The organism is Dermatophilus congolensis, assembly GCF_900447215.1.
Taxonomy (GTDB): Bacteria; Actinomycetota; Actinomycetes; order Actinomycetales; family Dermatophilaceae; genus Dermatophilus; species Dermatophilus congolensis_A.
The window spans coordinates 1,853,553-1,872,129 of the sequence record NZ_UFYA01000001.1 but is presented as its reverse complement, the minus strand read 5'-3'; the positions used below and the strand labels follow the sequence as shown (position 1 = coordinate 1,872,129).

General features: G+C 58.8%; 15 protein-coding genes. 14 read left to right on the top strand and 1 reads right to left on the bottom strand.

Annotated elements, in window-relative coordinates:
* Positions 1-270: 270 nt before the first annotated feature.
* Genes DXZ77_RS08265 through DXZ77_RS08245 form a run of 5 tightly spaced genes read left to right on the top strand, consistent with a single transcriptional unit; the run spans position 271 to position 6,175 of the window.
* Positions 271-2,772 (top strand): DMSO/selenate family reductase complex A subunit, encoded by a 2,502-nt coding sequence (locus tag DXZ77_RS08265; protein WP_115032783.1) that lies wholly within the window; start codon positions 271-273, stop codon positions 2,770-2,772.
* Between the two features lie 32 nt (positions 2,773-2,804).
* The gene (locus DXZ77_RS08260) at positions 2,805-3,413 is read left to right on the top strand and encodes a DMSO/selenate family reductase complex B subunit (protein ID WP_115031320.1); all 609 of its coding nucleotides are present in this window, start codon (positions 2,805-2,807) and stop codon (positions 3,411-3,413) included.
* A gap of 4 nt (positions 3,414-3,417) precedes the next feature.
* Positions 3,418-4,482 carry a dimethyl sulfoxide reductase anchor subunit family protein gene (locus tag DXZ77_RS08255; protein ID WP_115031318.1) on the top strand — a complete coding sequence of 355 codons (1,065 nt, stop codon included), beginning with the start codon at positions 3,418-3,420 and terminating at the stop codon, positions 4,480-4,482.
* Complete coding sequence (locus tag DXZ77_RS08250) at positions 4,479-5,186, top strand: TorD/DmsD family molecular chaperone (RefSeq protein WP_115031316.1); 708 nt, start codon at positions 4,479-4,481, stop codon at positions 5,184-5,186. The genes DXZ77_RS08255 and DXZ77_RS08250 overlap by 4 nt, the downstream gene beginning before the upstream one ends.
* Positions 5,186-6,175, top strand: coding sequence for a 4Fe-4S dicluster domain-containing protein (locus tag DXZ77_RS08245; protein WP_115031314.1), 990 nt, complete (start codon positions 5,186-5,188; stop codon positions 6,173-6,175). Before DXZ77_RS08250 ends, DXZ77_RS08245 begins: the two co-directional genes overlap by 1 nt.
* Here DXZ77_RS08245 and DXZ77_RS08240 read toward each other — a convergent pair whose 3' ends face one another.
* Positions 6,176-7,459: a YbiU family protein gene (locus DXZ77_RS08240; RefSeq protein WP_220181614.1), complete on the bottom strand. Its 1,284-nt coding sequence runs from the start codon at positions 7,457-7,459 to the stop codon at positions 6,176-6,178.
* Positions 7,460-7,586: 127 nt separating this feature from the next.
* Here DXZ77_RS08240 and DXZ77_RS08235 point away from each other — a divergent pair, with 127 nt between their 5' ends.
* From DXZ77_RS08235 to DXZ77_RS08185, 9 genes are all read left to right on the top strand, one after another.
* On the top strand, positions 7,587-8,393 hold the full coding sequence (locus tag DXZ77_RS08235; RefSeq protein WP_115031312.1) for a DeoR/GlpR family DNA-binding transcription regulator: 807 nt from the start codon (positions 7,587-7,589) through the stop codon (positions 8,391-8,393).
* 58 nt (positions 8,394-8,451) lie between these two features.
* Positions 8,452-9,153: an ABC transporter ATP-binding protein gene (locus DXZ77_RS08230; RefSeq protein ID WP_115031310.1), complete on the top strand. Its 702-nt coding sequence runs from the start codon at positions 8,452-8,454 to the stop codon at positions 9,151-9,153.
* A gap of 381 nt (positions 9,154-9,534) precedes the next feature.
* Positions 9,535-10,833: a hypothetical protein gene (locus tag DXZ77_RS08225; protein WP_115031308.1), complete on the top strand. Its 1,299-nt coding sequence runs from the start codon at positions 9,535-9,537 to the stop codon at positions 10,831-10,833.
* A gap of 81 nt (positions 10,834-10,914) precedes the next feature.
* The gene (locus tag DXZ77_RS08220; protein WP_115031306.1) at positions 10,915-11,520 is read left to right on the top strand and encodes a malonic semialdehyde reductase; all 606 of its coding nucleotides are present in this window, start codon (positions 10,915-10,917) and stop codon (positions 11,518-11,520) included.
* A gap of 138 nt (positions 11,521-11,658) precedes the next feature.
* Positions 11,659-12,084, top strand: a complete 426-nt coding sequence (locus DXZ77_RS08215) for a DUF1049 domain-containing protein (protein ID WP_115031304.1) — start codon at positions 11,659-11,661, stop codon at positions 12,082-12,084.
* A gap of 208 nt (positions 12,085-12,292) precedes the next feature.
* Positions 12,293-13,231: a homoserine O-succinyltransferase gene (locus DXZ77_RS08210; RefSeq protein WP_115031302.1), complete on the top strand. Its 939-nt coding sequence runs from the start codon at positions 12,293-12,295 to the stop codon at positions 13,229-13,231.
* Positions 13,232-13,759: 528 nt separating this feature from the next.
* A complete protein-coding gene (locus tag DXZ77_RS08200; RefSeq protein ID WP_147279235.1) occupies positions 13,760-14,026 on the top strand; it encodes a hypothetical protein in 267 nt (88 codons plus the stop codon).
* Between the two features lie 229 nt (positions 14,027-14,255).
* Positions 14,256-16,910, top strand: coding sequence for an ATP-dependent chaperone ClpB (clpB, locus tag DXZ77_RS08190; protein ID WP_115031294.1), 2,655 nt, complete (start codon positions 14,256-14,258; stop codon positions 16,908-16,910).
* 153 nt (positions 16,911-17,063) lie between these two features.
* Positions 17,064-18,515, top strand: coding sequence for a S8 family peptidase (locus DXZ77_RS08185; RefSeq protein WP_115031292.1), 1,452 nt, complete (start codon positions 17,064-17,066; stop codon positions 18,513-18,515).
* Positions 18,516-18,577 lie beyond the last annotated feature (62 nt).

Below are 18,577 nucleotides of genomic sequence, written 5' to 3'. Positions count from 1 at the left end.
GTGATGTTCAACGAGCGAACAGGGGTATGAGGAGTATGAGACGTGCAGAAGTGTGGGTGAGCAAGGCGCTCCTGAGCGGCCAACTACACAGACAGGCTGCCTGTGCAGTTGGTGCCTGTGAATAATCTCTCAACAGTCCCTGAAAACCCTCCCACCTGGGGTTTACACCCCGGGGCATCTTTACTCTCAGAATCAAGAAACCTCTCACAGGTTCAACAAAAGCTTGACGTGCAAACACGCAGCGATCTGGTCAGTGAAGGATGCGGACAGATGGACAAGACCCGCCCATTAAAAACGCCAATCGCCCGGCGCTCTGTCCTGAAATGGTCAGCGATCGCTGGGGGCGGAGTCGCCCTGATGAGCGGGTGCGCACGCCCGCAGGCCCCTGCCAGCCCCGCCCCCATCCCAGACGAAGCTAAAGGCGTAGCAGTCAACGGCCGCACTGTCTGGTCAGCGTGCGTGATCAACTGCGGTTCGCGCTGCCCACTGCGGCTGCAAGTAGAGAACGGAACAGTGATGCGGGTTCTCCCCGACAACACCGGCGACGACTCACTACTCAACCGGCAGATCCGGGCCTGCGTACGCGGACGCAACATGCGCCAGCGCATCTACAACCCTGATCGCATCAAAAAACCCCTCAAACGCGTCGGCAAACGCGGCGAAGGCAAATGGCAAGAAATCTCCTGGAACGAGGCCTTTGACCTTTTCGCCAAGAAGCTGAAATACACCATCGACACCTACGGCAACGAAGCAATCTTCAAAACCTATGGATCGGGTACATGGAACGCCCATCTCGGTTACTCCGGCGGGTGGCCGCGCCTGTTCAACCTACTCGGCGGGCACCTGGGCTATTACGCCAACTACAGCTACGGCAACCTCAACTCGGCCTCGATCTTCCAATTCGGTAACACCGATGAGCAGATGTCGAACTCTTTCGAAGACGCAGCCACACATTCGCGGCTGCTCGTGCTGTGGGGCAACAACCCCCAAGAAACCCGCATGTCCGGAGGCGGAAACACCTACACCTCACTCTTGGCCAAGAAAAAGGGACTCAAAGTAATCCTCGTGGATCCCCGCTACTCCGACTCAGGGACCGTCCTGGCTGACCAGTGGATCGCTCCGCGCCCAGGCACCGACGCCGCCCTCGTGGCCGGGATGGCGCACGTGATGATCACCGAGAAGCTCCACGACAAAGAATTCCTCGACACCTACTGTCAAGGCTTCGATGAAGAACACATGCCCGAAGGTATCCCCGAAGGGAACTCCTACGAGAGCTACATTCTGGGCAAAGGATCAGACAAAACCCCTAAAACCCCTGCCTGGGCCGCGAAAATCACTGGCGTCCCCGAACACACCATCATCGCGTTCGCCCGGGAAGTTGCCACCACCAAACCAACCAACATCACCCAAGGCTGGGGACCCCAACGCCACGCCAACGGCGAGAACCAAGCCCGCGCCATCTACACCCTCGCCGCCATGATTGGTCAGGTCGGTATCCCCGGCGGCGGCACCGGCGGACGCGAAGGCTACTACTGGCCCATCACGAAGTGGTTCCCCGACGGCGATAACCCTGTCAAAACGTCAATCAGCTTCTACAGCTGGACCGACGCCATCACCCGCGGTACCGAAATGACTGCTACCTCAGATGGCGTACGCGGCGGTGAACGCCTGAAATCGAACATTAAGTTCATCCTCTCCTACGGCGGCAACATGCTCGCCAGCCAACACGGCGACATTAACCGCACCAAAAAAATCCTCACCGACGAGTCACTTGCAGAGTTCATCTGCGTTGTTGATAACCAGATGACGGCTTCGGCGCACCTGGCAGACCTCGTCCTGCCAGACACCACCACGGCAGAACGTTGGGACCTTGTTCCCAGCGAATACACCGGCGACATGGCCTACCTGATCATGGCGGAGAAAGCCATCGAGCCGCTCTTTGACTCCAAACCCGCCTACGAAATGTGCACCGAAATCGCTAAGCGGATGGGCATCGAAAAACAATTCACCGAGGACCGCACCCTCGAAGAATGGGCTCGCCACATGCAAGCCGAAACAGTCAAAGAACACCCCGACTTCCCTGACTTCGACACCCTCCGTAAGAAAGGCATACACCGCTACCACAACCCCGAGGGCATGACCGTAGCGCTCAAAGATTTCCGCGAAGACCCCGAGAAGAACAAACTCCCCACCCCATCAGGGAAAATCGAAATCTTCTCCACCCAGCTATGGGAAATGGCGAAAACCTGGACTTTCCCCGAGCCTCGACTACCCGGTGACGTCATCACCGCCATCCCGATGCACATCGACACCTGGGAGGGCGCGACCGCCGCGAAAACGGACAAACGCTACCCACTTCAAGTCATCGGCCACCACTTCAAAGGCCGCACCCACTCCACCTACGGAAACCTCGCCAACAACCGCGAAGCCCACCCCCAAAAAGCGTGGATGAACCCGCTGGACGCAGCCGAGCGAGGCATCAAAACCGATGACCGCATCGCAGTGTGGAACGACCGCGGAAAAATCACTCTCCGCGTCATGGTGACCCCACGGATCATGCCCGGCGTCCTCAGCGTCCCCCAAGGCGCCTGGCTAGAACGCGGACCAGAGGGAACCGACCACGGCGGCGCCGTCAATATCCTGACCAGCATGCACCGCACCCCCTACGCCAAAGGTAACGCCCAGCACACAGTGCTAGCCCAAGTCGCTAAAGCCACCGATGCTCCCACACAAGCCGGTGCACCATCACCGCGCTACGGCGCCCCCGTCTAAAACCGCAGCACTGAAAGAAAAAGAGGCCTCTCATGCAGGGATTCGCGTTCGACCAGAGCGCCTGCAACGGCTGCAAGGCGTGCCAAATCGCCTGTAAAGACAAACACAGCCTGCCCATAGGCGTGAAATGGCGACGAGTTGTGGAATACACCGGAGGAAGCTGGTCCCGACAGGGTGAGACCCTGACCCCTAACGTGTTCTCCTACTACACCTCAATCTCGTGCAACCACTGCGCCGACCCCATCTGCGTTGAAGTCTGCCCAACCACTGCCATGACAGTGCGCGAGGACGGCACCGTCTACGTCGACGGGAGCAAATGCGTCGGCTGCCGATACTGCGAATGGGCCTGCCCCTACTCGGCACCCCAGTTCAACGCCGAAAGTGGCCACATGAGCAAATGCGACGGTTGCTACGACTACCGCCAAGCCGGCAAAGACCCCGCCTGCGTGGCAGCCTGCCCATCCCGAGCACTGGCATGGGGAGAAATCAGCGAACTGAAAAAGAAATTCGGGCCAGGCATGGCCACCGCACCCCTGCCCGACCCCTCGACCACCCGCCCCAACCTCGTGGTCAAACCTCACAAGAACGCGCAGGAATGGAACGCCGGAACCGGTGAGATAGCCAACCTCGAGGAGATCTGAACCGATGAACATGCACGAACTGCCCATGATCGCGTTCACCGTCCTGGCACAGATGTCCGTGGGCGCGTTCATTGTGCTCGGCGTGATCAACACCGCTGCCCGGCTACGCGGCTACGACACCCACGCAGTCGAAGAAATCAGCGACCCAGCCGTACTAGCTGTCGGAGCAGCCCTGCTCCTTGGGCTAGGAGCCTCCACGTTCCACATGAACGACGTATTCCACGTCTTCAACGTCTTCCGACACCTAGAAACATCGTGGCTGAGCCGAGAAATCGTCTCGGGCATGCTATTCGCCAGCACCGGGTTCCTCTACACAGCCTGCCAACTTTTCCGAATCGGATCAGCCGCATTACGGCAGACGCTCGCATTCGTTGCCGCGGCTTGTGGAGTGCTGCTCATCATCTCGATGAGCATGGTTTACATCTCTCTGCCCACGGTTCCCGTATGGGCCACATGGCTGACGTTCGCTCAATTCGCTACAACAACACTGCTGTTGGGTGCCTTCGCTATCGGTACCGCATTCGTCACGGTCACGATGCTGCGTCGCCGCGGAATGTATAGCAGCCCCATGATGACTCGCCTGGAAGAGATTTCCCGCAAGCGGGCCCACCTGTCAATCGTTGAACGCCTCGGCGGCAAAGCCGCTTCCGAAGCGGGCACTCGCCTCATTCTCAGCTGCCTGCGCGGCATCGCTGTCGCCGGGATCGTGCTACTCGTTCTGCAAATCGCTTGGTACGTGCTCATCTTCACGCACCTATTGACAGTTGAGCCCAAACAGATCGCTCTAAACAGCGCACAGGCCTACACCGGAGCAGCAGCCATCATCCGATTCACGATGACTGTGCTAGGGGCAGGGCTGCTCGGACTGTTCCTTTTCCGCCTAGCAGACCCCAACACAGGAACCTATTCATCAGGAGGAGACACTCTCACCTCGACGAAAGCACAGCTCCAATGGGGGCACGCTGAGCAGGTCGCAGTGGTCATGACTGTCGCGTTCGTCCTCGTATTCGTTGCCGAGTTCATCGCCCGATCGCAGTTCTACACCTCGATGTTCCGGGTCGGGATATGAACACCCCGACACCGCTACCCTGGCCAACGCTCGGCTCAACCACCCCCACAAGGCAGCTGCCCGCCCCACCTGCCTTTGAGAACCTGATCCAACTCGCCGCCACAGCAACACCCCTATCTCGCTGGTTCCTGGCACCGGCTGGCGCTGACGTTCTGGAGAACCTCCACGCCGAAAACCTCCCCCACACCTGGCCACTACCGCCTACAGACGCATCAAGCCAGGCGGCACTACACGACCTCGCTGGTCCGCATGACGTAGACGCCGTAGCCGCCGACCACCAGCGCCTGTTCGTTGGCCCGGGACATATGGAAGCCGCCCCCTACGAATCAGTGCACACATCTGCCGAAGGATTGCTGTTCGAACCAGAAACCCTCGATGTGCGCGCCTGGTATCAGCACTATGGGCTCAGCGCACCCAGACAAGGCAAAGAACCCGATGACCACATCGGCCTCGAACTAGAATTCCTCGCAACCCTAGCCACATGGGCATCAGACTGCCTAGAAGAAGACGACACCCAGTCCGCAGCCATCTACGCCCAAGGCGCCCGCCAATTCACCGCCACCCACCTACTGCCGTGGGCACCAGACTTTTGTGCACTAGTACGCGCCCGCGCCCACACCACCTTCTACCAAGCAGTGGCCGCTGCCACCGCTGCACTCCTGGATGCAGCACCAGCCCTCCTTAAACCCAACGGGCCACTGTGATGCCAACTCTGCACACCACCCCACAAGCTCCTGCTGCGACGACAGAACTCGGTGCAGTACGACAGTGGCTACAAAGCAGATCAGCCGGAATCGAAGCGGTGCTGATATGTGCAGAACATCCACACCCGCACGACACCGCATATGCGGTTACCCGTGCCCGCCCAGAAGCGGTAGTCATCCGGGCACCAGGATGCTTAGCCCACGTGCGCCGCAGCCAGGTGGTGCACATCCTGGCCGATGGCGCCGCCGGTGTGCGTCTGCTCATCAACGGATGCGCTCGCCCTGACCACGTGCATGCACGAATGAATGACCTCCTGGCCCTCATACGTGACACAAACACCACCCCGCCCGAAACAGAACAGAAAAATCCAGGCACCCCTTCGCTCCAGGTGTGGACATCACTGCCACCTGCCACTGGCCGCCCCGTCACACCGATACCGCTGCTCGAAGGCAAATCCATGCCGGTCTCGCGCCGCACCCTCATCAGCGCACCATCCCAGAGCACTCTGCCCCACCGGCAGGCATCCGAGCACAGTGACCTCATCACCGCCCTGGTGAACTTGCATGAAACCACCGGGCACCGCGTCCCCGATGCAACCGCTGCAGCCACTACCGCTGCCCCAGCGGTGATGCTCGCAGCTCCCGGATGCAACGCGTGCGGCACCTGCATACGAACGTGCCCGGAAAAAGCCCTAGACCTGCAGATTGTTAGCGAAAGTACAGCTGTGCTGACCGAAAATATCGCAGCCTGCTCCGGATGCCGTCACTGTGTCCAGATGTGCCCATCACACGTGCTCACGGTGCGTCGGCATGCTCGGTGGAGCGATCAACTGCGGGGAGGTGTCTTACCCGTTGCCCAACAGGAAGTTGCCCCGTGTACGCGTTGCTGCGCCCCCACCCCTGTTGATGCAGGTGGACTCTGTCAGGTGTGCGCTTACCGAAGGAAAAAACCTTTCGGCTCAACACTGCCTGCCCGGGATAGACAGTAATTACCCATTCACTGTGTCCAGGTCGAAAGCTCGGCGCCCGTGATCAGTGAGCTGCTCGGCAGTGAACCTGCCAGACCAATCGGTTTCGTAATGTTCTGCCGGGAAATCGTGCGGTGACCGACCAGCGAGAAAGTCACGGTACGTGTGGCGGGCATAAATGAGGTTCTTCGTACACGCCGGGGCCGCAGGGATATACATGACGTTGCCCCAACCATTCTGGTTCTGCACCGCAGCGACAGAATGGATAACGTCGGCGTGCCACCACACCGAGTCACCAGCCCGTAGATCAGGGATAGGAGTCAGCGCGGCATGCAGCTCGGGGTGCCACTTTTCGAGAACAGCCAAGACCATACGGGGCTGCACACCACACAGCTCGTCTGGGGCCACGTCAGGCAGTAATGCCCGAAGCAAAACACTCCCGAGTGCCTCAGGAGCAGGAACAGTGTGTAAGACCCCTTGGTCATTGCGCATGTCAGACAGAGCCGTCCACCCCTGGAAAGTGCGAAACACCGAACATTTGGTGGTGCCGCCTTCGTACTCGTGCATCTGGGGCCGGTGAGCTGCATCCCATGGGTCGTAAAGCTCGGGGCGCCCCACGTAGAGAGCGGAATACACCTTGCGGTATGCCGGGAGCAGCCACCTCTCTAGCGAACCAGAGTCGCAATGCGCCCCAAGACCACCGTTGCTGCTGCCGGGGGCGCGGCGACGGATGCGATCGGGATAGATAATGCTGCGGTCTGGGTCAAACCACCGGGTCCCGTTTGATTCGTATTTCCAGAGGCGATTGAGGAACGACTGGGCACAGTTCATACGGGAGGATTGACGGGCCTCCATCTGGGAAGGTGACCAGTAGATCGGGTAGATCGCGGGTTTGGAAGCAGAGGTAGTGCTGAAAAAGTCATCCCCTGCGCCACGGTAGATCCGCGCGAAATCATTAGCGTCGACGTATTCCTCTAAACGTGCGTCCCAGTCCAGAGCTTGTTCGCGGGGGAAATGGCCACGGATTACCAGGCAGCCACGCGCCCGGATGAGATCTCGTTCTGCCTCGGTGACGGCACCAGAAGCAATCCGGTCGTAGTCGATCTGCGGCCACACCTGTTTTCCAGCGTCCCGCAACGCAATGATTTCCTCAAGAACGGGACGAAGATGATCCATCATCGACGCGTAAGCAGCTTGAGGAGAACCGATTTCGGAAATGATGTCTTTCTTGGCTGTGCGGACGGCCGTAGCGAAATCAGTAGGTGCTGTCGAGGCAGGGATCACTGGAAGAGCGGTATTGGTCACGGTGGGAACCCTCTTTTCATCGGGTAGGGAAATTGCATGAGCAGTGAACCCGCGTCCTCATTTCCACACCGACACGTCACTACACTCGAAATCTTTTTGATTTCAAACGAAAGCCTATGCTTCTCCTATGGAGCGAACAAGAGGAACCGCCCCCTCCGCTACCCGAAGCCTCGGCGGCCGACGTGACCGTGCACTGGACATCGTTACCCAACGTGGCCGTGTTGAAGTCGGTGAGCTCGCTGCACTCCTAGGCGTCAGTCAAGTCACCGTTCGCAAAGACCTCGACGAACTCACCCGACAAGGGTTACTTCGCCGCGAACATGGAGCTGCGGTCGCTAACGCTGGTGATGACATCCGCGCCCGCCTTGCCTCTGGTTTCAAAGTGAAATCCCACATCGCGCGAGCCGCCGCGCAAACCGTTCCCGACGGCGAAACCATCTTGATCGAATCAGGATCCACTGCAGCCCTATTCGCTGAAGAGCTCTGTGCCGCAGACCGCGGCACCACCATCATCACTAACTCCGCTTTCATCGCCGACTACGTCCGTAACACCTCCGCCCCTCGCGTCATCGTTCTCGGCGGCGAATACCAAACCCGACCTCAAGTCATGGTGGGTCCACTCCTGGCTGCAGCAGCGAGAAACTTCCACGTCACCTCATGCTTCATCGGTGTCGACGGATTCGACACCGGCCGGGGTTTTTCCGGTCGTGACATCGCCCGAGCCGAAGCAGTCCGCGCCATGGCAGCTCAAGCTGAAGAGATCGTCGTCCTCAGCGACTCCAGCAAATTCGGAACACGTGCCCCTGTACATCTGTGCTCAGCCGGAGCGGTAGGCCGCGTCTTCACCGATGCCAATATCAGTGACGAAGCCCTCGCTGAACTGTGCTCCTGCGGTGTAGACGTCACCACTGTCACCGCAGCACACAACGACTGACCCCCTCCAATGGCACAACTAAATTTTCGACCCTGCCGCTACCAGGTAGGAATGAACCATGATCGTGGACCTACACAGCGTCGTGGTGAAACACCCGCGCTCGTCTTTCCAGCTCCTCATACCCTCAATCCATGTCCGTGCCGGCGAATTCATTGCCATATGCGGACCCTCCGGAACCGGGAAATCCACACTTTTAGACGTCTGTGCTGGAACTATCCCCGCCACCTCCGGGCAAGTCCACGTCCTAGGCCTGGACCTTCGGCATGCTCGAGCACGCCGACAAGTGCGCCGCAAAGGCACCTACCTCATCCAGCGAGGATCCGTCGTGGAATACCTCACCGCACTGGAAAACGTTCTCATAGCCGGTGAAATCGCCGGTATTCGCCGTGACACCGACACAGCCCGGAACGCACTAGAAACAGTAGGACTCCTCAACCACGCCGACTCTCGAATTTCACATATGTCCGGCGGACAACGCCAGCGAGTGGCAATGGCCAGCGCCATCTATCGACGCTCTCCACTGGTCTGGGCAGACGGACCCACCTCAGCACTGGACGCCACCAACTCCGACCTCGTCCTGTCTGGTCTACGTGACCTCGCCCATCACGCCAATACCACCGTCATGTGCGTCACCCACGACACTAACCGCGCCCAAAACTACGCCGACCGCATCCTGACCATCGACAACGGACAGATCCAAGAAACCCACACTCAGAAAAGCGAACCAGCACAAGCCCGCACAGAAAGCACACCGCAGTGAGCACACCTCTACGCCCAGCCGCGCTGAGCGTCACCCGCACCCTGCGCGCATTCCTGGCACCCATACTTGTCTACGCCGCATCTACCGCGGGAATGATCGCCTTAACCGGACTCCTCACTGCCTCGATCACCAGTGGTGGAAACACTGGCGCGCTCACCATTTTCCTCCTCACAACCACAATCGGACTGTTCGCCATCGCATGCAGCGTCACCGACGTCGTGCGAGCCGGATTCGACGACGACCTCGCTGCTCTAACCGCCCTGGGATACAGCCCAACCCGCGTCCACATCTTCACCGCCACACAATCCCTAGTCGCCTTTCTGATGGGACTACCCCTGGCCCTCTTGGCAGCAGTCCCGACCTACTGGATGCTGCTATGGCGTGCTACGCACCGGTGGATTCCACGGCCTACCCCACGACTCAGCAATGTGGCCGCTCTCCTACCTGACCGGAACCACCCTCACCGCACTCCTGGCCATATTCGGAGGATGGCGCGCTCGTCCCTTCCGCGGAGAACAAAGTCATCGCCGCCGCAACACAGTGCTGTTCTATCTGCGAGCTACAGCCGGTGTCCTCGCCGTTATCAGCGCAGTCGCTTTACTGTTGTCCGCTCCCACCAACGGCCCGGGTGCACTCTTCGGCGGCGCCCTTATATGGGTGATCGCCGCAGTCTTGCTCGCCCCAGCCTTATTCACGCTTGTATGCTGCGCGCCGATCCTGGCCCGCCGCTGGCCAGGAGCATGGGCTGCCAGGATTGCCCTGACCCGTGACCGCATCTTCGGCCTGTCATCTAGCGTGACTGTCTCCACATTCGCCGTGGTGCTCTTCGCTGCTCTGGTCTCAATGATCAGCACAGTAGAACTGATCCAGCGAGCATCCCTAGCAGACCTGTTCACCCACAGCGCAGCCGTCGCTACCACCGCGGACGGGATGCTACTGCCCCATCAGAGCGCCGACCATATCTGCCGCAGCACTTCCAGCTGTGTAGGACTAATCCATATCGGGCCCGACGCCAGCGGTTACTCCGGTATTGCTTACGCCGAGAAGAACACCCGAGAAGCCCTGTTCACCTGGGCTAGCAACACCCCCGCTGCCACGCCAGGAGAAACGCTATGGTCTTCGCCTAGCAACGGGCTGACCGGCTCTCCGTGGCAAAAACTTCGTGACGGAGCCCCACCCGAATCCGTTCACACATGGCGTGCCCTGCCTGTCTTTACGAAGACAGAAACACTGCCCGACCCCGCCATCAACGTAACCACTGCTCGCTCCTGGGCGCAGAATGGCCTTTCTCAAGCCGTGATACGTGGCGCTGGTGCCGCAGATATCGGCCCCATGCTCGCCCCACTCATCACGTTATCTTTGCTGTTCAGCGTTGCCTCGGTCTACCTACTCAACGCCAGCTTCCACCGCACCACTGCAGTGACTACCGCCCTAGGAGCCACCAGGACAGTAGATCTGTTCAGCGTCGCTGCTGACGCCGCTGCCCGCACCGCCACGGTCTACCTATTCACTCTCGTGACATGGTGGGTCATGGGACACGGCGTCGCCCACGCAGCGCCGAACCACACCATCACCCCCACTAGCCCTCCTGTACTGCTCCACGCAGCATTCATCGCCCTGTTCTTCGCCAGCAGTATTAGCGGGTTCCTCGGCGCGAAAGCAGGAAAAAAGCTGACATAAAGCCAGCTCCATAGTCATCCCCCACTTGGAATCGGTTCCTCCAAAGCAGAACAGCCCGAAAACCCAGAGTTAGGGTGGGGGATGACCCAAACTGCTTTCGCTCTCGATCAGGCTGCTCAAGATCTTCTTTTCCGCCAAGCCCGCACCCCCAACGCATTTACTGATCAGCCAGTCACTGATGAACAACTCCGCCAGGTGTATGAGCTAGCAAAATGGGGCCCGACCTCGATGAACCTGCAACCTTTGCGTGTCCTGGCTGTACGATCTCCGCAACGCCGAGCCGCGCTGGTTGAGCACATGTCTGGTGGCAACAAAGAAAAAACACGAACCGCTCCAGTGACTCTCATTTTCGCTGCCGACCTGGACTTTCATCAGTACGCCGCAGAACAGTTCCCGGCCTATAAAGATGCCTACGACATGTTCGAGAAACTTGGACGCGAAAAAAGAACACCTTCGGCTCATCTCAACGCCACACTCTCAATTGCGTACTGGATCGTGGCGCTACGTGCTGCCGGACTTGCTGTCGCCCCGATGACAGGCGCGGACTTTCCCTCCATCGCAAAAGAATTCTTCCCAGACGAGCGAGTGTTCCCTCTCATCGTTGCCAACGTTGGGTATGCCGACACAGCGTCATATCACCCACGAAACAAGCGCCTCGCATTCGAGGAGGTCTTCATCTCTATCTGAACAAAAACACAACGATGGCGCCAAGAAGTAGCCGCCGGTCTGCGATGTTGCTCGTGAAGGTCGGTACTGTGGTCGCGATCGCCCACCTCACGTTTCCGAACATGCGGCATGTTCGGGCAGCCTCGCAAGGAGACACGTATGGCAGTACTTGGTTCGGTTCTCATGTTTCTGGCCCTTGGTATCGCTGGTTTTTGCCTGTGGGCTGCCTCAGGTGGGACAGCACCTGCCGTGACCGTTGACTTGTTCAGCAACACGTTGTCAATCACCCCGGCCACCATGTTTGTTCTTGGCGCTATCGCGATGCTGCTCATGATGTTGGGCGTGTGGATGGCGTTCTTTGCAACTAAACGCCGTTACCAGTCGCACCGTGAGCGTCGCCAAATGGAGCGCCGCGAGCGTGAACAAGCCGCTGAGCTGGCCGAGACACGTGCTCGTCTTGATGAGCACGAAGAGCGCGCCGCAACAGGTTCCCAGCCGCGAGTGGAGCCGCCCATTGCGCAGGAACACCAGAGTTCTCTGAGGAACCCAGACAGCGATGGAGAGCAACTGCCTCCTACCCGATAACAACACGCATCATGTGCCCTAGTAGAGCCCGCCTTGAACATTCGAGGCGGGCTCTACTGCATCCATGGGGTAAGCAAGATGGAGCAGGTCGAAACACATGTGGTTTCGAAGTGGCCCATAGATCGCGGGAAAATGACTTCGCAACCGATGAGAACACTGGGGATGTCACTGCACGCCGAGATACGGGGTGCATCGTCGAGGGGGAACGATGCCGGTCAATATTCCGCACAGCTTGCCAGCGCGCCGGGTGCTCGAAGCGGAAAACGTGTTCGTTATGTCCCAGGAGCGCGCCGCGCGCCAGGATATCCGTCCGTTGCGGATCGCGATCCTCAACCTCATGCCTTTAAAAATCGATACCGAAACCCATTTGCTGCGCCTGCTGGGTAACACGCCACTGCAGGTAGAGATTTCTCTGCTCAACATGAGCTCTCACAACACCCGCAACACTCCGCCAGAGCACATGAGAGCGTTCTATCGCACATTCACGCAGGTCAAAGATGAGTGGTTCGATGGTCTGATTATCACTGGTGCGCCAGTGGAGAAGATGCCTTTCGAAGCGGTGGACTATTGGGGTGAATTGACCGAAGTTCTCGCGTGGTCCAAAGAGAACGTTTATTCAACGTTAAACATTTGTTGGGGTGCTCAGGCAGCCCTGTATGTCGACTACGGAATCCCTAAATACGACCTCTCAGAGAAGATGTTTGGGGTGTTTCAACACCGTGTTGTGAAACCGACCTCGCCGCTGTTATCTGGGTTCGATGAATACTTTCCTGCCCCGCACTCTCGGCATACGACCACGCGAATCGACGATGTCGCGCTCATAGATGAGCTGGAGATTCTTGCCGAATCCGATGAAGCTGGTCTCTACTTGGCAGGCCGCAAGGACGGGCGTGCGTTCTACGTGACAGGGCACCCGGAGTACGAGCGTGACACCCTGCGCAGTGAATGGGAGCGAGATCGTTCCCGGGGGCTGTCTATTCGTCCGCCGCACGGGTATTTCCCTGGCGATGATCCGACGCGTGACCCGATTGTCTCGTGGCGAGCGCATGCCTTCCTTCTTTATGCGAACTGGCTTAACCACTGTGTTTACCAGGGGACGCCGTATGAAGCGCCTACTTTTCCTGGTGCAGCTATGGGGTCGTCCTAAAGCGGTGTGGGAGTCGCCTTGTCTAGCTGATGCTGGGTGGGGGGTGGGGCATGGAAGATTTCTGATCAGTTTGTTGATGCATTTTTTGCACAGCTGGCATTGTGTAGAAAACCTGTTTTTATCCTGATATATGCATGGGAATTTGGTGTATTCCTGTTCTTAGGGTTGGCGTGTTTTCTTCGGTATTGGGGGACTGGAAGTTCGATTTTTGCGGGTCGAGGGGTGTTTGTAGAGGCCGTGTGGCGGTGACGGTGGACTGCGTTGCGCAGGGGGAGTGGTGAGGTGGGTTGCGCTGAGAAGGAAGGCGGGAGCGTTGATGGGCGACAAGGGAACTAGATAGACTGAACCCCTCTTTGCCAGGTTTGATGTCAAGTCGGGGGGTGTCTGCCTGCGTGGCGTGGGGTCGTTGCATGCGGGGCAGGAGACAAGAGGCAGCCTTCGAAAAATTTGCGCGTCAGGTTCTTGGTAATTGAATTTTTTCAATTGAAGAAGGCTGTGGGAGTTTTGGTCGCGGTGGAAAACAATGTGATGAGTAGAAATGCAGTCCAGGAAAACCAACACGGATGGCTTTATTCGATAACTGTGGTAGCGCTGGCAGTTATTTTGCGCTATCTCGGTATTTCCAAAATCGCTGTCATCTTTTTTATGCTCGCATTCGTTATTGCCGCATACCGTTCTTGGGTATGTGTGCGTGATGAGGAATGGGACGGATTCCGCGTAAATCTCTGGGGGCTTGTCCCCGCAACAGCAGGAGCGCTGTATGCCTTCGTTCTGCTCGTGAGTGGAACGGTCTAACAGGAGGCGTGTGGCGGTGAACGCGGTGTGGTGCGGAGGGGAACCTCTGCACCACACCGCGTTCGTGTGGGGAGCGGATCATAAAAAATCAAAGTTGAGTGGAATAGACGCAAGTTGCTTGAGGTTGATGTCAACAGGAGCGCTATTCTCAAAACACCAGGCGCAGAAGGACCTGGCCGAGCAGAAGCGGCGCGGCTAGAACTTTCACCCCAGAAGGAGCCAAACGCTCATGAACCTTCAACTCACCACCAAAGCCCAAGAAGCTTTCTCCGCCGCCACCCGCAACGCCGCGGCATCGGGACACCCGCACATCGAGCCAGCCCACTTCCTTCTCGCTCTCGCTGAACAACCCGAGACCACCACCGGCCCTCTCCTGGACGCAAGCGGATCATCCCTACGCGCCGCTCGCGCCAGCGCTGAACGCGAACTAGCTAAACTTCCCAAAGCAACCGGCAGCAGTGTCGCCAGCCCTAACCTCTCCCGCGCATCCATGAGCATGCTCGACCAAGCCCAAAAAATCATGGAATCAATGGGCGACACATTCATCGCCACCGACCACCTACTCCTGGCCATCGCTCGCACCGGCCAATTCGGTATCGATGCTGAAACCATCGACCAACTCATCCCTCAGATGCGCGGCGGCGGCAAAGTCACCACCGAATCAGGCGAAGACACCTTCAACGCTCTCGAGAAATACGGAACCGACCTCACCCGCGTCGCCCGCGCTGGAAAACTAGACCCCGTCATCGGCCGCGACGGCGAAATCCGCCGCGTTATCCAAGTTCTCTCCCGCCGTACCAAAAATAACCCCGTCCTCATCGGCGAGCCCGGCGTCGGAAAAACCGCTGTCGTCGAAGGGCTAGCCCAGCGCATCGTCGCCGGAGATGTCCCCGAATCCCTCCGCGACAAAAAACTCATTGCCCTAGACCTATCCTCCATGGTTGCTGGCGCCAAATACCGCGGCGAATTCGAAGAACGCCTCAAAAGCGTCCTCGATGAAATCCGCCGATCTGAAGGACGCCTCATCACCTTCATCGACGAAATCCACACCATCGTCGGCGCTGGCGGATCCGGCGAAGGCGCCATGGATGCCGGCAACATGATCAAACCACTCCTGGCTCGAGGTGAACTACGCCTCGTTGGCGCCACCACCCTCGACGAATACCGCAAACACATCGAAAAAGACGCAGCCCTCGAACGCCGCTTCCAACAAGTCTTTGTCGGCGAACCCACCGTCGAAGACACCATCGCCATCCTGCGCGGACTCAAAGAACGCTACGAGGCACACCACAAAGTCGCCATCGCCGACTCTGCCCTCGTCGCCGCCTCCACCCTGTCCAACCGGTACATCCAAAACCGCAAACTCCCCGACAAAGCCATTGACCTTGTCGACGAGGCAGCCTCCCGCCTGCGCATGGAAATCGACTCCTCCCCAGAAGAAATCGACGAACTCCGCCGCAACGTCGACCGCCTCAAAATGGAAGAACTCCACCTCGCTCGCGAAGACGACGAAGCATCCAAAGAACGCCTCGCACGCCTGCGCAGTGACCTAGCCGACAAAAATGAACAACTCGCCGCACTCAATGCCCGCTGGGAAGCCGAAAAAGCAGGCCTCAACCAAGTCGGTGAACTCAAAGCCACCCTCGATGACCTGCGCATCAAAGCCGACATTCTCCTACGCGACGGCAAACTCGATGAAGCTGCGCCCCTGCTCTACGGCCAAATCCCGCGACTTCAAGCCGAAATCGACGAAGCCCAACGCAACCAAGAAAACACCGAAACACCTGAGCCCATGCTCAAAGAAGAAGTCACCTACGACGACATCGCCGAAGTCATCGCTGCATGGACAGGCATCCCAACAGGACGCCTCCTGCAAGGGGAAACCGAAAAACTCCTCCACATGGAAGACCACATCGGTCAACGGCTCATCGGTCAACACAAAGCCGTCGCCGCCGTCAGTGATGCAGTACGCCGCAGCCGCGCCGGCATCGCTGACCCTGACCGCCCCACCGGGTCCTTCCTCTTTCTGGGCCCCACCGGCGTAGGCAAAACCGAACTCGCTAAATCTCTTGCCGACTTCCTCTTCGATGACGAACACGCAATGGTTCGCATCGACATGTCGGAATACTCCGAGCGCCATGCAGTTGCCCGACTCATCGGAGCACCTCCTGGCTATGTCGGTTATGAAGAAGGCGGACAGCTCACCGAGGCCGTCCGCCGTCGCCCCTACTCCGTCGTCCTTCTCGACGAAGTCGAAAAAGCCCACCCAGAAACATTCGACATTCTCCTGCAAGTCCTCGACGACGGACGCCTCACCGACGGGCAAGGACGCACCGTTGACTTCCGCAACACCATCCTCGTCATGACGTCAAATCTGGGAAGCCACTACCTGCTCGAAGATGCCCTCACTGATGATGCAAAACACGACGCCGTCATGAGCGCTGTCCGGGCAGCGTTCAAACCAGAGTTCGTTAATAGGCTCGACGAAGTCGTGATTTTCGAACCCCTCAACACTGAAGAACTCGGCAGTATCGTTGACCTGCAGGTCAACTCCCTGGCCGCACGCCTGAAAGACCGCCGCATCGTCCTCGAAGTAACCGACGCCGCCCGAGAATGGCTCGCACTCACCGGCTACGACCCAGCATTCGGAGCCCGGCCACTCAAACGCCTCGTCCAAAAAGAAATCGGAGACCCACTAGCCAGGCTCATCCTTGCCGGTGAGGTACGAGACGGGCAGCGCGTCATCGTGGACAGCGATCCCAGCAACGAATTCAACGGCCTAGTGCTCCTGCCTCAGCCCCGAGAAACCACAGCAAGCACTCCCAACACCGAAGATGACGTTGTCGACGCCGAAATCGTCGAAGACCGCGCAATCGAGCAGTAATGCACCGGGCGCTGCGAGCAAAATGCGCAGCGCCCAGCAGCTGCACCAACCAAAGAAACAGTGTGACCCACGGGTGTGAGTCCACTGTGAACATAGTGTGAGCAATGTGGGCGAACATATACTCATTCGCACTCTCCCACAGGAGTTTTCCTCATGAAAATGATCCGCAGATCCCTAGTGATCGCCTCTGCTGTCGCCCTCATCTCGCCCCTGGCATTCGCGCCGACGGCCGGAGCTGCTTCCCACACGACGCAGGCCCCTCCGGCCGCTCACACCACGAAAACTGCCGGCAAAATCCCGGCTGGCCACAGCTTCATCATCAACACCGAAGCCGGCGAAAAAGGCACAAAAACCGCCACCGAAGCCATCAAGAAAGCCGGCGCAACATACGCCACTTCCTGGCCAGAAATCGGTGTGACCGTCGGCATCGCCCCCGAAGCCAAGGTCAAGAGCGTCGTTCAGCAGATTCGCAAAGTTCCCGGCATTCAGTCTGTCGGTGCAGTAGGAGCGGTCCAGAAAGAAAAGCCACGTCAACCCCGCAAAAAGGTGGCACCGCCCAAGAAAGCTGAAAAGCCCGGCGAACTGACCCAGTTCGTTGGCGCTACCTCCCTGCCCAAGGGAGCTGACGGCACCGGCGTGACCATCGGTGTCGCCGACGACGGTGTCTTCGACGAGCACAACGAACTTGCCGGACGTATCGACAAAACTCGCTCCGGATCATGCACCGCAGCAGGCGTGTGGCAAAGCGGCAACGACCTATGGCGCCCCACCGAAAAGAAAGACACCCACGGCACGATGGTTTCCTCCATCATGACCGCCGTGCGCGATGGTGCTGGCATGATCGGCATCGCACCCAAAGCCCAGGTAGTTGCCATGCGCGTCGTCTCCGACAATGGTGACATTTACCCCGAAGCCTCTATCTGCGCCGCGATGCAGGCAGTCAAATACAAACTGCCCATCGTCAACCACTCCTACGGCCTGGACAACGTCAAAGCCACCCGTCATGCCCTCTGGGACCCCAAAGACCCAGACCAAGGCCCTGCCATCACTGCAGTAAACAAGGCATACGACTGGTCCCGCAAGCATGGAGTGCTCAACATCGCCGCCACCGGGAACTCCGGCGAAGACCTTTCTGACAAGCCTCACATCCCGCCGTCGAACGCCGAACGCAACCTACCCCGGCTAGCCTCGCGCCTGGAAGCTCTCCTCGCTGAGGTGCCTGGCGTCCTTGGCGTCGGTGAACTCGATGAAGACGGCACTGTCGCTTTCTCTTCAACCTCCGGCCTAGGCATCGTCGACCTCACCGCCCGCGGATCCGGCGTATTTGCTACTTACCCAGGGGAATACCAGCAGAACGCAGGAACGTCTTTTGCGTCCCCGGCAGTGTCAGCCGTCGCTGCCCTGGTCAAACAGAAACTGCCCAACGCCACCCCCGACCAAATCGAGAAAATCCTCGAAGAGAGCGCAAAACCCCGTACCTGCGCCAAGTCTGGGAAGATCAGCACTGAGCAGCCCTGCCGCGCTCGAGGAAAACTCACCAACTACTTCGGACACGGTGAAGTAAACGCCCCGGCCGCTCTCAAAGCCGCCGACAAACTGCGCTGACACGCGCTCGACAACGCGGGCCCGTCTCCAGGGAGAACACCTCTCCTCTCCCGAGCCGGGCC